General features: G+C 61.2%; 13 protein-coding genes. 3 read left to right on the top strand and 10 right to left on the bottom strand.

The features are described from left to right. Nucleotides 1–287: 287 nt before the first annotated feature. The 9 genes from IAG25_RS35775 to IAG25_RS35735 all read right to left on the bottom strand — a co-directional run bounded on the left by IAG25_RS35775 (nucleotide 288) and on the right by IAG25_RS35735 (nucleotide 10,225). On the bottom strand, nucleotides 288–1,469 hold the full coding sequence (locus IAG25_RS35775) for a porin (RefSeq protein WP_187609070.1): 1,182 nt from the start codon (nucleotides 1,467–1,469) through the stop codon (nucleotides 288–290). A 145-nt stretch (nucleotides 1,470–1,614) separates the two neighbouring features. After that, nucleotides 1,615–3,015, bottom strand: coding sequence for a GntP family permease (locus tag IAG25_RS35770; protein ID WP_187609069.1), 1,401 nt, complete (start codon nucleotides 3,013–3,015; stop codon nucleotides 1,615–1,617). A 268-nt stretch (nucleotides 3,016–3,283) separates the two neighbouring features. Beyond that, nucleotides 3,284–4,054, bottom strand: coding sequence for an SDR family NAD(P)-dependent oxidoreductase (locus IAG25_RS35765; protein ID WP_187609068.1), 771 nt, complete (start codon nucleotides 4,052–4,054; stop codon nucleotides 3,284–3,286). Between the two features lie 67 nt (nucleotides 4,055–4,121). Beyond that, nucleotides 4,122–4,418, bottom strand: coding sequence for a DUF1330 domain-containing protein (locus IAG25_RS35760; protein ID WP_187609067.1), 297 nt, complete (start codon nucleotides 4,416–4,418; stop codon nucleotides 4,122–4,124). 29 nt (nucleotides 4,419–4,447) lie between these two features. After that, complete coding sequence (locus IAG25_RS35755; RefSeq protein WP_187609066.1) at nucleotides 4,448–4,906, bottom strand: cupin domain-containing protein; 459 nt, start codon at nucleotides 4,904–4,906, stop codon at nucleotides 4,448–4,450. A 56-nt stretch (nucleotides 4,907–4,962) separates the two neighbouring features. Then, nucleotides 4,963–5,871 carry an NAD(P)-dependent oxidoreductase gene (locus tag IAG25_RS35750; RefSeq protein WP_187609065.1) on the bottom strand — a complete coding sequence of 303 codons (909 nt, stop codon included), beginning with the start codon at nucleotides 5,869–5,871 and terminating at the stop codon, nucleotides 4,963–4,965. A gap of 20 nt (nucleotides 5,872–5,891) precedes the next feature. Next, nucleotides 5,892–7,433: an acetolactate synthase large subunit gene (locus IAG25_RS35745; protein WP_187609064.1), complete on the bottom strand. Its 1,542-nt coding sequence runs from the start codon at nucleotides 7,431–7,433 to the stop codon at nucleotides 5,892–5,894. A gap of 84 nt (nucleotides 7,434–7,517) precedes the next feature. Next, a complete protein-coding gene (locus IAG25_RS35740) occupies nucleotides 7,518–8,741 on the bottom strand; it encodes a CaiB/BaiF CoA transferase family protein (protein ID WP_187609063.1) in 1,224 nt (407 codons plus the stop codon). A 44-nt stretch (nucleotides 8,742–8,785) separates the two neighbouring features. Further along, nucleotides 8,786–10,225, bottom strand: a complete 1,440-nt coding sequence (locus IAG25_RS35735) for an aldehyde dehydrogenase family protein (RefSeq protein WP_187609062.1) — start codon at nucleotides 10,223–10,225, stop codon at nucleotides 8,786–8,788. A gap of 498 nt (nucleotides 10,226–10,723) precedes the next feature. Between IAG25_RS35735 and IAG25_RS35730 the strand changes: the two genes are divergently transcribed. Continuing rightward, nucleotides 10,724–11,584: an IclR family transcriptional regulator gene (locus IAG25_RS35730; RefSeq protein ID WP_309244000.1), complete on the top strand. Its 861-nt coding sequence runs from the start codon at nucleotides 10,724–10,726 to the stop codon at nucleotides 11,582–11,584. A 511-nt stretch (nucleotides 11,585–12,095) separates the two neighbouring features. On the opposite strand, the gene IAG25_RS35725 is transcribed toward IAG25_RS35730, so the two are convergent. Beyond that, nucleotides 12,096–12,914, bottom strand: coding sequence for an IclR family transcriptional regulator (locus IAG25_RS35725; RefSeq protein ID WP_187609060.1), 819 nt, complete (start codon nucleotides 12,912–12,914; stop codon nucleotides 12,096–12,098). 157 nt (nucleotides 12,915–13,071) lie between these two features. Between IAG25_RS35725 and IAG25_RS35720 the strand changes: the two genes are divergently transcribed. After that, the gene (locus IAG25_RS35720) at nucleotides 13,072–14,055 is read left to right on the top strand and encodes a hydroxymethylglutaryl-CoA lyase (RefSeq protein WP_187609059.1); all 984 of its coding nucleotides are present in this window, start codon (nucleotides 13,072–13,074) and stop codon (nucleotides 14,053–14,055) included. After that, a complete protein-coding gene (locus tag IAG25_RS35715) occupies nucleotides 14,052–15,326 on the top strand; it encodes a CaiB/BaiF CoA transferase family protein (RefSeq protein ID WP_187609058.1) in 1,275 nt (424 codons plus the stop codon). The genes IAG25_RS35720 and IAG25_RS35715 overlap by 4 nt, the downstream gene beginning before the upstream one ends. Nucleotides 15,327–15,338: the final 12 nt, after the last annotated feature.

The following is a 15,338-nucleotide window of genomic DNA, read 5'->3' as shown; positions in this document are numbered from 1 at the left end:
TGATTGCGCTTCACGTGAACAGACTGGTAGAGGGCACAAAGGAACCGTAGTCTCTGCAGCGGAAAATCGGCAGGGATTGGTCTGCGAAGAAATGCGCGATACCGGCCCTCGGTGCCGGAGAGGTACAGACTCGGAGCGGCGTCCTCAAGAGAACTCGACGGGCTACCCCGCGTCACGATTGCGGGGCACTCAGGATTTGACCGCCGCGAGACGCGCTCATGCCTCGCTGCGCCACGTTTAGCGGGTCGGCGGACCGGACCCCGCATCATCCCTGCCGCTCATCGCACTCAGAACTTGTGGCGAATCGCGAAACGCAGCGCTGCCTGTCGATCCGTGCTGGAAGGTGTGATCTGACTGATCGACGCCACCGCCGGGTTTCCGGTCGAATCGGTCCCATTCGCCTTTTGATAGACGCCCACCATATAAATGTCCGTGCGCTTGGAGAGGAAGTAATCGACGCCCAGCGCGCCCTGGTGATACCTTGCACCGCTCGCCCCGTCCACTCCGCTGCTCTTGGTAAAGACGTATGCGGCGCCAAGCAGCAGCGCGGGAGTCAGTTGATATCTGAAGTTGACTTCGGCGTTGTTCAACGTGGCGGTTCCGGCGATGCCTGTCAAAGGCGCGGGGCCCGAGGTTGTGTCACCGAGTCCCTTGAATTTCGTGTTGGAGTAGGTCGCGCCGATCGTCGCCGCACCGAAGGTGTACGAAGCACCCGCGCCGATCACCTGCAACGTGTGCGCCGAGGCATATCCCGAGATGACCGGAGAATTGCCGAGGTTGGAGCCTGGAACGCCCGCTGTCGCAGGCGCGACCGTCCCGCCCGATCCGTAGAATGAGACATTGGGGTTGCGCACATTCAAGTACGCCGCGCCCAAAATCAGCGGACCGTTCGCGTACCCTCCACCGAGCGACCATATCTGATTGCGCGTGGCGTCGCCGGCCACGCCGCCGAGGCTATACATGCCGCCAAAATTGAAGCCGCCGAGGGTCGGGCTGGTGAACTTGATCGCGTTGTTCACGCGATTCGTATTGTTGAAGTTATCGTTGTCTGCGGGATGCGCCCCGAGGTATCCGGCCCACTGATCGCCCGCTTCCAGCGGACCCACATAGTCGACGACCGAGTCGTACTGACGTCCAAGCGTTACCGTGCCGACACCGCCCGACATGCCGACGTATGCCTGACGGCCGAATTCAAGACCGCCTTGCCCGAGTCGCCCCGTGTTCACATCGAAGCCATTTTCCAGGACGAAGATGGCCTTCAATCCTCCGCCCAGATCCTCGCTGCCGCGCAGCCCCCAGCGGCTGCCGTTCAGTTCGCCGCTTGCGAGGTAGTACTGGCGCTTGCCGCCCGCGTTGTTGTTGAACTGGAATCCCTCATCCACTATCCCATACAGCAAGACGCTACTCTGTGCGCAGGCTATGCCACTGACCGCGCTGAATACGAGTGCCACGAAAGCCGACTTCTTCATCTAAAGATCTCCGTTAAATTCTTGTTTGAATTACCGCGACCGCTGAAGGAGTAACCTGGAGCGGCATGAACCGAAACATCGTATGGAAACGCCAACGCACGGCTTCGGCGAAGCGAGCGAAACTGAGTGCGGCGACACGCCCCTTTCAGACGAGGCCCGTCGCGTAGTAGACGGCGATCACAAAAGCCACCGCGAGCGTCTTGATCAGCGTGATTGCGAAGATCTCCCGATAGGACTGCCGATGCGTCAGGCCAGTCACGGCCAGCAACGTGATCACGGCGCCGTTATGCGGCAGCGTGTCCATGCCGCCACTCGCCATTGCAACCACGCGATGCAGCACCTCCATCGGGATGTGCGCAGCCTGTGCGTTTTTGATCAGAAGGTCGGATGTGGCGGCGAGCGCGATGCTCATGCCACCCGAAGCGGAACCCGTGATGCCGGCCAATGTGCTCACCGACACGGCGGCATTGACGAGCGGATTCGGAATCGTCTTTAGCGCGTCGCTGACCACCACGAAACCCGGAAGCGCCGCGATCACCGCGCCAAAGCCGTATTCCGATGCGGTGTTGATCGCAGCGAGCAAAGCGCCAGCCGCCGCCGCCCGGCTGCCGTCCGCAAGTCCCGCGGACACGCGACGAAAGGCCGTGCCGACAACGAGTGCGATTCCGAGAATCAGCGCAGCCTCGACCGACCAGATGGCGGTCACCGTCTTGATTGAAGTCGTCACCGGGACGTGCACGCCTGGCAGCACCTGCGGCGCCACTGTGTACGAAGTCCCATACCAGAGCGGGATCCACTTCGTGAAGCAATAGTTCGAGACGCCGACCAGGATCAGCGGCATGATCGCCAGCACCGGGTGAGGCAGCATGTTCTCCGTCACGCGCTCCGGTTCGTTGACGAGCGACGTGCCGTAACCTTCGCCCTTTGCCATCGCGCTCTTTCGCCGCCACTCGAGATAGATCAATCCGATGACGAGCATGAATACAGAACCGCTCATCCCAAGCGCAGGTGCGGCCCAGCCCGTGGTCTTGAAAAAGGTCGACGGAATGATGTTTTGAATCTGCGGCGTGCCGGGAAGCGCATCCATGGTGAAGCAAAACGCGCCGAGCGCAATGACGCCTGGCATGAGCCGCTTCGGAATGTTGCTCTGCCGATAGAGTTCCGCCGCGAATGGATAAACCGCGAACACGACGACGAATACTGACACGCCGCCGTAGGTCAGCAACGCGCACACGGTGATGATCACGAGGTTGGCGCGCGAACGACCGATATATCGGATGGCGGCCGCGACAATGGCGGCTGCGAATCCCGATATCTCGATCAACTTTCCGAATAACGCGCCAAGCAAAAACACTGGAAAGTAGAGCTTCACGAAGCCAACCATCTTCTCCATGAAGATGCCCGAGAACACCGGTGCGACGGCTGCGGGGTCTGTGAGGAAGACGGCGCCGAGCGCGGCGATTGGCGCAAAAAGAATGACGCTGTAGCCGCGATACGCCGCGAGCATCAGAAACGCCAGCGAACAAAGAACAATTACCAAGGCCATACCTGTCTCCGGTCTTGACTATATTTTTCGGTTTTGATTTTAAAACTATGTGTAAAAATTTCGGCTGCCTCGAAAATTCGACCTACATATTAATTAGTTATACGAATTTAATATAATGAGGTTTTGCGTTGAAAAATACGAGCTTTAGAAATACGTGCTGGAGTCTCGCTGCTTATTCCGCCCGCTTGTCGAAACGCTCAAGCGATATCGACGTTGCCGCTCCGGTCCCAAACATCGCATTGGCATCTACGTGCACGCCTGGTGCCCATCACGAGATCGAAAAGCCACCGTCGATGGCGAAGATCTGCCCTGTCGTCTTCTTCGATTCGTCCGATGCCAGGAACAGGGCAGTCATCGCCACCTCCTCCGGCTCGACGAGACCGAGCAACTGACGCTCGCTCGTCTTGTTCATCACCTCGGGTTGCGTTTCGATGAGACCGAGCACGCGTCGGGTCGTCGTTACCGCTGGCGCGAGCGCATTGACGCGGATGCGATGGGGCGCGTACTCGACGGCCATCGATCGCGTAATCGAAGCGATGCCGCCTTTAGCGGCCGTGTATGCGTCCTTTCCTCGCGTGCCGACGAGCGCAAACACGGAGCAGCTATTGATGACCGACCCTCCACCGGTCTCAAGCATCGCCGCAATTCCATACTTGCAGGCGATCCATGTGCCGAAAAGATCGAGCTTCACCGCTCGCCAAAACTCGTCGGCCGGACAATCGGTGACGCGCGCATCGATCGCGCTCGATCCGCCTGCATTGTTATAGAGCACGTCGATCCTTCCGCCAAATTCGACCGCCGACTTGATGGCTTCGCGCACGCTATCCTCGTTCGTGACATCGGTCCGCACGAACGTCGCCTTGCCGCCTTGTCTGAGGATGTTTTCGGTAACGGCTTCACCGCTGTCTGTATCGAAGTCCGCGATGATGACTGCGGCGCCCTCGAGTGCGAACCGTTCGGCCGCGGCTCGTCCAATGCCCGCGCCCGCGCCGGTGATGAACGCCACCTTTCCTGCGAGTCGGCCTTTCGCTTCGATCATTCTGCCTCCGGTTATGTGCGCAATAAGTTCCGTCCGTCGATAGAACTAGCGCAACGTTCGTGTGCGTTCAGTTCGTACCGGCAAGACACATGACTCGGGCATCCGCATTACGTAGTCGTAGCGGCAGGATGTCCTGATAAGCAATCGATGCATACCATTCTTCCGCGCGTTGGAGGCTTTCAAATTCAAGCACGACAATCGTGCCGCCATCCGTTGTTCCTTCCAGCACGTTTTGCGTTCCGCCGCGAATCAGGAACACACCGCCATATGCATCGAGTGTTGCCTGAACCTTGCTGCTGTATTCGTTCCACTCAGCGTTGACGGAGTGGATATTCACTTCGGCGAAGATATAGCCTTTGGTCATTTGAAGTTCCTCTGCGTTCGACATGTCGTTCAACGTTGGGAGACGAAAGGCTCGGGCGGGTCGCACGCCACCGTGCCCATCTTCGCCGGCACGGACACTTCGAGAAGCTCAAAGTCTTTCGAGACGGCGATCTCGTTGTGCTTGAGTCCACCGGGAATGAGCAGCGATTCGCCTGCGCTTACGCGAATCTTGCGTCCATCCTCGATCAGGAGATCGACCCAGCCTCGCAGCGTAAAGATGAATTGGGACTCGCACAGATGGTAGTGCCAGCCTGTTTGCTGCATTTCGCCCGTGGCAATGGTGAGCTGCGCGCGCATGCGGCCGCCCGTGGCATCGGTGACACCGAGGTCGCGGTATTTGAAGAATTCGCGGCGCCCCGGCACCAGAGGTGCGGTCTCCGGAGTGGCATAGGCAAGTTTCGCAATCGGCTCGGCGGTATCGCCGGTCATTGCGGGAGAAGCGGCTTTATCGCTGTCGGCAGAATTCAAGATTTTCTCCGTTGGTTCGAATAGTTGATGGATGTAATGAAGGCGGGGCCGCAGGCTTATCGTCGTGGTACGCCACGAACCGTCACGCCGCCGCGGGCTTCGACGATTTTGAGGATGGACGTGAAGTCGTCGCTTCCCCGGCCTTGTTCGATGGCGCCATGCCAGAGGCTTCGCGCTTCGTTCAGCACAGGCACCGGGACATCGAGCGCTTTTGCTTCAGCAATGGCAAGCTCCACGTCCTTCGCCACGATCGACATGTGCGCGCCGAAGTCGAATGCACCGCAGATGGCGAAGCGGGCAAGAATGTCCGCCGCCGCGCTGTGCCCGGTGCTCGACCGGATCACCTCGATCATGGCGTCGGCGTCGAGCCCTGCTTTTGCGCCGATGGTAAGCGCCTCGGAAGCCACGGCCATGTTGGCTGCGAGCATGATGTTGTTCACCAGCTTCATCGCCTGGGCCTGGCCGGGTTGTTCGCCGAGCCTGCAGATCTTCTTCGCGATGAGCGTGAGCCATGACATCGCGGTGGCAACCACATCGTCATTGCCGGACAGCATGATGGACAAGGTGCCTGCGCGCGCCGCAGCGGGGCCGCCGCTGACAGGCGCATCGATGGTCGCGATGTTCGAGGCAGCGAGCCGCTTCGCATTCGACGAGACCACGGTCGGCCCCAGCGTGGACATCTCGATGTACGTTCGCACGGCCTTGCCCGCGACAACGCCGTCCTGTCCGAACAACACGCTCTCGCACACGTCGCTGTTAGGCAGACAGGCCAGGACGATTGTGGCCGCATCCGCCACCGAGCGCGGACTCGGATGCGCGATCGCGCCGGCTTCGACGAGCGGCCTGACCGCTTCCGGATTCGGGTCGAACACATGTAGCGTCGAGCCTGGATGAATGAGCCGCAGGGCAATCGCGGCACCCATGTTTCCGAGGCCCAGAAAGCCGAGATGCGTGATATCGCTCACGATGTTAAGTCTCCCTGATTTCAGATGATCAGTTCGATCAGGAAGGGGCCGTCCCGCATGAAGCTCTGCTTCATCAGGTCCGCGCAAGCTTCCAATGTCGTTGCGCGTGCCGCCTCTACGCCCATGCCATTGGCCAGCTTTACCCAGTCGAGATCGGGGTTGGAGAGATCGAGCATGCCCATCGCGGTCGGGCCCGGGATGGCGCCGACATTCTGGTATTCACCGATCAGGATGTTGTATTTCCGGTTGCTGAGAAGGATCGTCGTGCAGGGCAGTTTCTCGCGGGCTTGCGTCCACAAGGACTGCAACGAATACATCGCCGAGCCGTCGGCCTGCAGGCTGATAACGCGCCTCGATCCACCGCTCGCCACCGCGGCGCCGGTCGCCACAGGCAGGCCGTCGCCGATGGCGCCGCCCGTCAGTTGGAGCCAGTCGTGCGGCGCGGCCCCATGAGTGAGCGGGTAAAAGCCGCGCCCGAACGAAATACTCTCGTCGGACACGATGGCGTTCTCGGGCATCAGCGCGGCCAGCGTCTGCGCGAGGCCTTCCTGCGTCGGTGCGCCCCGGACCGCTTCGGGTCGCGGGCCGGCATCGGGCATGGCGGCGGGAGGTGCATTCAGTGCTTCCGCGAGCGTCAGCAAAGCGGAAACAGGATCCTGATCGACACGCGACAAGGTGTGAATCTGCGCGCTGCTCGAATATTGAATGGAAGGCTTGCCGGGGTACGCAAAGAACGCGACGGGTGCTTTCGCATTGACCAGAATGATGTGCTGGAACGGCTCAAGCAGCTTGATGGCCTGATCGGTGTTGTACGGCAGGCGCTCGATTGGCAGGCGCCCACGGCCGCGTGCGACGCGTCCGTTCACATACTCGTACTTGAGCGTCGCGCCCGTCGCGCTCGCGATGCGCCATGCCAATGCCTGCGCTTGCGGCATCGCGCAGTGTCCGCCGAGCAGAATCAGCACGTTCGGGTTGCCCCGCAGGATGCGCGCGGCCGTCTCGACCGCAAGCGGGTCGATGGCGGGCGCGGCGGGAACGGGCATCGCGCGGGCGGCGACGCCGCCCGCGTCCCATGACGTATCGGATGGCAGAATGAGCGTGGCAATCTGTCCAGGCGCGGTTCGCGCCGCCGCCACCGCCGCCGCCGCATCCCTGCCGACATCGGCCGCGTGCCGGCTCGTGCGCACCCAGCGCGAAACGGCACTGGCGAGGCCAGCGGTATCGGCGGTGAGCGGTGCATCGAACGGCTGATGGTAGGTCGCCTGGTCGCCCACGATATTGACGATGCCGCTATTGGCCCGACGCGCGTTGTGCAGATTCGCCCAACCGTTGGCGAGCCCCGGCCCGCAATGCAGCAGCGTGCTCGCGGGCTTGCCGGCGATACGGTAATAACCATCGGCCATACCGGTCACGATGTTTTCCTGGAGACCGAGCACGCAACGCATGCCCGGGATCTGATCCAGTGCCGCAACGAAGTGCATCTCACTGGTTCCGGGATTGGCGAAGCAGGTGTCGATGCCCGACTCCAGCAACGTGGTAACAAGACTCTCAGCGCCATTCATGCTGTGCTTTCTCCAATTCAACGATATGCGACCCGGCTAGCAAAGAACGCCTGCCCGGTTCGCGATTGCAGCAGTGCCGTTCTTTCATACGATCGCGCGGACGCGCAGCGCCTCAATATCGCCCGCACGCATGCCGCAGAGCGATGCGAGCACTTCGTCGGTGTGCTGACCGAGCGTCGGCGGCGGCGTGTCGTAGGTCATGGGCGACGCGGACATGCGGATCGGACTAGCCACGCTCGGCACGCTTCCCGACAACGGATGCGGAATGTCCACCCGCATCTGCCGATGCTTCACCTGCGGATGCTCGAACGCCTGCGCGATGGTGTTGATCGGCCCGGCTGGCACGCTCTTCCGATTGAGCTGCACAGTCCACTCGTCCACCGTGCGCGTGAGCATGATCGCTTCGAGCAGGGGGATGAGCACATCGCGATGAGCCACACGTCCGGCGTTGGTCGCGAACCTCGGATCGGCCACAAGATGAAGGCAGTCACCGGTCTCGCAGAACTTCGCGAACTGACTGTCGTTGCCGACGGCGATCACCATTTGCCCGTCCTTCGCGTCGAACACCTGATACGGCACAATGTTCGCGTGCGCATTGCCTTGCCGGCGCGGTGTCGTCCCGGAAACGAGGTAGTTCAAATTCATGTTCGCCATCGTCGCGACCTGAACGTCGAGTAACGCCATGTCGATGTATTGCCCTTCTCCCGTGTTCGCGCGCTGGGCGATGGCCGCGAGTATCGCGACCGTCGAATACATGCCGGTCATGATGTCCGCGAACGCGACGCCGACCTTCTGCGGCCCGCCACCTGGACAATCGTCGCGCTCGCCGGTGATGCTCATGAGACCGCCCATGCCTTGCACGATGAAGTCGTAGCCCGCCATCTCGGCGAGCGGTCCGGTCTGTCCGAAGCCCGTCACCGAGCAATAGACGAGGCGCGGGTTGAGTTCCCGAAGGTCCTCGTATGACAGACCATAGCGGGCCATATCGCCCACCTTGTAGTTCTCGATGAATACGTCGGACTGCCCAGCGAGCTGGCGGACGATCGCCTGACCCTCCGCACGCGCTATGTTCAGCGTTACGGACTTCTTGCCGCGATTGGCCGCGAGATAGTAGGCGGCTTCGCCCGTGGGTTGACCGTCGATGTCCTTCAAATAGGGCGGCCCCCAGCCGCGCGTGTCGTCGCCGCTTCCGGGCCTTTCGATCTTGATGACTTCTGCTCCCAGATCCGCGAGCGTCTGACTCGCCCAGGGTCCGGCAAGCACGCGCGACAGATCCAGGACGCGTACACCGGATAATGCTTTGGACATCTCTTGTCTCCTGCTTGAGTCTTGCTGATGGATGCGGGCCGTCTTCAGGCGTGTGCCCAGCCGGAGATCGCCTTGACCTCGAGAAACTCTTCGATACCCCACACGCCACCTTCACGCGCGCGACCCGATGCCTTGATCCCGCCGAAAGGCGATCCGGCTCCACGCGGCTTGCCGTTCATTTCGACCATGCCGGACCGAAGCCGCGCGGCGACGCGATTGCGCTTCTCGCCATCCGTGGATTGCACGTAATTGGCGAGGCCGTAGGGCGTGTCATTGGCAATGGCGATAGCTTCATCCTCGCTATCGAACGGGATGATCGAGAGCACAGGCCCGAAGATCTCCTCGCGGGCAATGGCCATCTGGTTATTCACGTCGGCGAAGACCGTCGGACGAACGAAGTAACCGGCCTCATGTCCGCTTGGTCGTCCAGGGCCACCTGCCACGAGTCGCGCGCCTTCGTCGATACCCTTCTCGATCATCTCCTGGACTTTCATGAACTGCGCCTCGGATGCAAGCGGCCCCATGTGCCTGCCCGGCCGATGCGCCACGTCGACGGCCACGCTTTCCACGATCTCGCGCGCTTCCTCGACCACGCGCTCGTAGATCGACCGCTCGACCAGCATGCGCGTCGGCGCGTTGCAGCTTTGTCCCGTGTTCTTGAAGCAATGGAGCACGCCGCGCTTCACCGCGCCTGCATCCGCATCCGCGAAGACGAGATTCGCGCCTTTGCCGCCGAGTTCCAGCGATACACGCTTGAGGGTCTGCGCCGCCGCGATCGAAATGGCGATGCCCGCGCGCGTGGAACCGGTGAAACTGATCATGTCCACATGCGGATGGGATGAGAGCCGTGCGCCCGCTTGCGCGCCATCGCCATTGACGAGATTGAAGACACCGTTCGGGAAGCCCGCTTCATCGACGTATTCCGCGAAGAGCAGCGACGACAACGGCGCGATCTCTGATGGCTTGAGCACCGCGGTGCAGCCCGCGAGCAATGCGGGCACGACCTTCAGCGCGACCTGGTTCATCGGCCAGTTCCACGGCGTGATGAGGCCCGCTACGCCGATCGGTTCCATCAGGATTCGGTCATTGGGCGCGTGCGCTCCGAGCGGGCGTTCGAACCGAAAGTCGCGAAATGCGGTGATGAAGTTTTCGATATGGAAAGCACCGGCGCCGACGTGATCGTTCGCGGCAAGGTCGATGGGCGCACCCATTTCCAGGCTGATCATCTTCGCCATCTCGGGCGCGCGACGCTTGTAGATCGCAAGGAGCTTCTCCACGAGCGCGAGGCGCTCTCCCGGCGCAGTGCGCGACCAGTCGGCGAAGGCACGGCGCGCAGCATCGACCGCACGATCGATGTCGGATTCATCGCCGGCCGAAATGATTGCGAAGGGCTGTCCGGTCGATGGATCGATCACGGAAAGCGTCCGTGCCGTTCGTGGTTTGTCCCAGCGTCCATCGATATAAAACTCTCTTTTTTCAAGCACGATTTCTCTCAGGCTGCAGATTGCAAAATCGATGCTTCCCGCACGAAACGCGCACTTTCGGTAGATGTGAAGGGCGGGAAGTCCCATTGCCCGAACGGTAAGCTCGGCCGTTTGGCGTTGCAAATAGGGATAACCCGTTGTCTATAGGATAACGTTCGAGAGACGCGTCAGCCGGTCGTTTCACCGTGATCGAAGGGTTTGAGTCGGAGCAAAAAGAAACGCGGAAAACTGCCATTCCGCGGAGAGCGGGCGGCGCGGGGGCGGCCTTCTGTCAGGTGAAGGGCGAATGCGCACGCGGGCGTACCCTGAAGGGGGGCGGCATCGACCGCACCAGACAGCGTGATGCAAATGGTAGAGTTAACCGCGCCCGAGTGTGATTACCCACGTTACGCTGCCGCTTGCCGAAGCCGGTCCGCGCCCTGGGTCTCTTCGTTTTTCCATAGGCCGCGGGCTCGCTCTGCGAATCAATCGACGATCTGAATCAAGGAAATAACCGCATTGCCCCCAACGAAAAGACGAGTTGCGCAGCCCTCGACGCCATCCAGGCAAAAATTGTCTGCCGGATCCGCCGACGGCGGCAGCGGGCGGCGGCGTATCCAGTCGGCGGACAAGGCGACGGAAATGCTTCTTGCGCTCGTCGCCGCTGGGAAGGCTGCGCCGCTACGCGAGCTGGCGCGCGCGGCAGGCATGCCGAACAGTCTTGCGCATCGTTATCTCGCCAGTCTGACTGCGAGCGGTTTGGCGGTTCAGGACGAAGTCACCGGACTTTACGACCTTGGTCCTGCTGCGATTCGCATCGGCGCGTCCGCGCTCGGACGTCTCGATCCTTTGCGGCTTGCCGGCGAAGCCATGCCGCAACTGGTCGCCGAGACAGGTCTGCCTACCCTGCTCAATGTCCTTGGTGATCGTGGTCCAACCATCGTCCGTTGGGAGCGCAGTTTTGTTCCCTTCATTACGACGCTGTCTGTCGGATCGACATTCCAATTGACCAACTCGGCAACGGGGCGTGCGATGCTCGCCTTCATGCCGTCTCAGATACGAGATCATCTGATCGAACTGGCTGTATCAAAGAATCACGAAAAGCCGCCGTCAGATCTGCTTGAGCGTCTGGCAACGGTTCGTCGGCGAGGATATGACGAAGCGGAATCCGTGCTCATTCCGGGCCTCGCCGCCATAAGCGCGCCAATTCTCGACGTGCAGGAAGAAGCAGTTGCCTGCCTGACCTTGATTGGCGCGAGCGTTGAAGTATCGGCGATCAAAGACACGGCCATCGCGCGCCTGGTCGAAGCGAGTTCGCGCGTATCGCAGGCATGCGGAAGCCGGTTCCCGCTTGGAGGCGGTGGCGTCGCGGACCTTTGACCCGCGGTAGCCGGCGCCCATTTGCGAGATCGATCGGAATGCCCTGAGTTACTGTTACGGAAGAGTTTCGAGTGGCGCGAGGACAACGACGTCGACTGTTGTGATGGCGGTTTTGAGAATCACATCATAGTCGACCGTGCGCCCCACTCCTGACGCCTTCACGTTGTTGCAGCGTTGTCCGCATGAGTCGAGAACATCCCTCCTGGATGCACAGTGTTTGCGCCGGTGGGTTAATCCCACGCGGCGTCGTCGCGAAGCTCCGTCAGGAAAATCACGCGTTCCTTAATGTGCCGTCGGCCACGCCGATCACATAGACGCCTGTCGAAAGACGCCTGAAGAGGTCCGCCATCCCGTTAGTCATAGCACTTCACCCTCGGCGTCGGAAGAACTCGAGCAATCACTGAAGGCGGCCGTCGAAGCGTCGGCGCATGCCATGCCTCGGCCGGCAGCAATTCTCGCACCGACCTCCTTCATAGACCGACCGTTACCGCTTCCTTTGACCACAAGAATTTCAACGCCCCGTCCGGTCGACGTTCTTGCTTGCGTCGGTAGCCGCAGGCGTTTTCGCGAAACTCGCTATGCTCGCGTCATATCTCGATCCTTTGCCGCCCAACGCAATCGTTGCGCGCCGAGCGCTATCGAGCAATGCCGCCAAGGCAGCATCGATGACCGCCGGGGCATCGAAACGGCCTTTGGGTCCAGAAAGGGTCAACGCGCCTTGTAACTCCCCGGTTGAATCGAACACGGGCGCCGAAGCCGATGCTGTTTCCGGATCCCTCTCGCCGAACGAGACGGCCCATAGCCGTTCCCGGACCTCTTGCCAGCGCCTATCCTCCGTGTCCGTGAATGCGAGCAATACCTTGCCGGAAGCGCCTTTGTCGATCGCGAACTCCTCTCCGACGCGAATCGACACCCGCACGCTGCGGCTAGGTTCGACGCGATACAGCACAAGGCGATGATCGCCCTGGCGCACGTAGAAACTTGCCGTCTCGCCAAGATCCCGGCTCAACTGTTGCAGCAAGGGTTCCACGACAGGCCCCACCTGAAACGACCGTTGATAGAGCGTCGCGAGCCGTAATGGCTGATGACCGATTGCATACTGCCCGTCGCTCAGTTTTCGGATAAATCCGCCGTGCTCCAAAGCGCCGAGCAGTCTTAAAACCGTGCTCTTATAAAGCTCGGTCCGGCGTGAAAGCTCGGTGAGCGTCAGCCGGTCGTCGGTCGGTCCGAACGCATTGAGTATGGCGAACGCCCGGTCCAGGACGGCAACGCCACTGGATGCTTCACCAGCATCAATCGGCCGACCTTCTTGCGGCGCCCCGTCTGTCATCTAAGCCTCCTCATCATAGTTCCACGACTATACAGTTCTATCTGACAGAACTCCAGTTCTAAAACGTTGGGTTAACCCCTCTTTCAAGGGCTTCCGGTACGCGTTTATAGTTCTCTCCAATGAAACCTAGGTCTATCTGACAGAACTAAGGAGCGAAATGAGCGCTACACGTCATCGAATACTGATTAGCGAAGTCGGGCCACGCGACGGCTTGCAGAGCATCAAAAGCGTCATGTCGACGCCGGCGAAACTCAGATGGATCTCCGCCCTGGCCGCAGCGGGGCTCAGGGAGATCGAAGTGGGCTCGTTTGTTCCCCCGAAGCTGTTGCCGCAAATGGCCGATATCCGCGAGGTCGTCGCTCACGCTTTGTCCATTCCGGACCTTCGTGTCGCCGTATTGGCGCCGAACTTGCGCGGCTCGCAGAGCGCGTTCGAAGCCGGCGTGCATAAAGTCACGTTGCCTGTATCGGTAACCGATGAACATGCGTTGGCCAATGTCCGCAAATCCACCGCGCAGTTGATCGAGGAGGTGCGCAACATCGTCGCGCTGCGCGATGAGCGCTTTCCCGGGATCGAAATTGAAGCGGGTGTATCGGTCGCATTCGGCTGCACGATCGCGGGCACCGTGACCGACGACCAGACCATGCGCATGTGCCTTGCGATGGCTGAGTGCGGAGTCGACGAGATCGGCCTATCCGATACGAGCGGTTACGCCAACCCCGCGCAGGTTCGTCGCCTGTTCCGCCGGTTGCAATCTGAAGTCGGCGAGAAGGCGGGCGGCGCTCACTTTCACAACACGCGCGGTCAGGGTCTGGCGAACGTCGTCGCGGCACTCGATGCAGGCGTCACCACGATCGATTCGAGCCAGGCGGGCCTCGGCGGCTGTCCCTACGCGCCCGGGGCAACGGGAAACATCGTCACCGAGGATCTCGCGTTTCTGCTAGAGGCTATGGGTTACGACACGGGCGTTGACATCGACAGCCTCATTGCGGCGCGGGCGATTCTCGCGCAGGCGCTTCCGGGCGAAGCACTCTACGGACACGTACAAGACGCAGGTTTGCCGAAGGGCTTCCTGTATGCAGATGGGCGCGCACCCAGTGCGCCCCAACCGGAAGGCTGTTTGTTGGGAGCGGCGCAATGAGCGAAGCGGAATCGAATCAATCCTTGCCGTACAGCGGCGTGCGCGTAGTGGAAATGACGCACATGGTGATGGGGCCGACGTGCGGCATGGTGCTGGCGGACCTCGGCGCGGAAGTCATCAAGGTCGAGCCGATCACCGGTGACAGCACCCGCAATCTGCGGGGCTCCGGAGCGGGTTTCTTCAGCACGTTCAACCGGAACAAGAAAAGCATCGCCGTCGATCTGAAAGACCCGCGCGGTGTGGAGATCGTGCACAAGCTTCTCGCAGGCGCCGATATCTTCAGCGAGAACTTCAAGAGCGGCACGGTGGACAAGCTGGGGCTCGGCTATGCGGCCCTGTCCAGACTCAATCCTCGTCTGATCTACGTTTCGCACAAAGGCTTCTTGCCCGGTCCCTACGATCATCGCACCGCGCTCGATGAAGTCGTGCAGATGATGGGCGGTCTCGCGTACATGACCGGTCCCGACGGGCGACCCTTGCGGGCAGGCACCAGCGTCAACGACATCATGGGCGGCATGTTTGGCGCGATCGGCGCAATGGCGGCGCTGGCGCAACGCGAGCGCACCGGCTGCGGGCAAGAGGTGCAGAGTGCCCTCTTCGAGAACAACGTGTTCCTCGTCGCGCAGCACATGATGCAGTATGCCGTCACCGGAAAGGCCGCCGCGCCGATGCCGAGCCGCATTTCGGCCTGGGCGGTCTATGACGTCTTCTCGGTCAAGGACGGCGAACAGATCTTCCTGGCGGTCGTCTCTGATACGCAATGGGCGCTCTTCTGCGATGCCTTCAGCCTCGACGACTTGAAGGCCGATGAGCGCATCGCCACCAACAACCAGCGCGTACAGGCCCGCGACTGGCTGATGCCGCGGCTTCGCGCGCATATGGAGGCGTTCACCGCAGCCGAGATCAGCGCCATCTTCGAACGCTGCGGATTGCCGTACGCACCGATTACGAAGCCGCAGGATCTATTCGACGATCCGCATCTGCTCGCAACAAACGGGCTCGCCGACGTCACCCTGCCATCCGACGCAAGCGGCGCGGGTCAGCCGGTATCGACGAAAACGGCATTGCTGCCGTTGACCCTCGGCGGCGAGCGCCTGCAACTTCGCGCAGGTCCACCTTCGCTGGGTCAGGACACGCAGGCGCTGCTTATGGAGCTGGGTTACTCGCCGGAAGACCTCATGCAATTGGCGGATGCCGGCGTCGTGAAGTATCAGGCGACCCATTCTCGCGATACGTCCAGTCCCTCCGCCAACGAACTGGCGAGCGCCTGAGCAAAACAGCAC

Source organism: Caballeronia sp. EK, from assembly GCF_014384845.1.
GTDB classification, from domain to species: domain Bacteria; phylum Pseudomonadota; class Gammaproteobacteria; order Burkholderiales; family Burkholderiaceae; genus Caballeronia; species Caballeronia jiangsuensis.
This window is presented reverse-complemented; position numbering and strand designations above follow the sequence as displayed.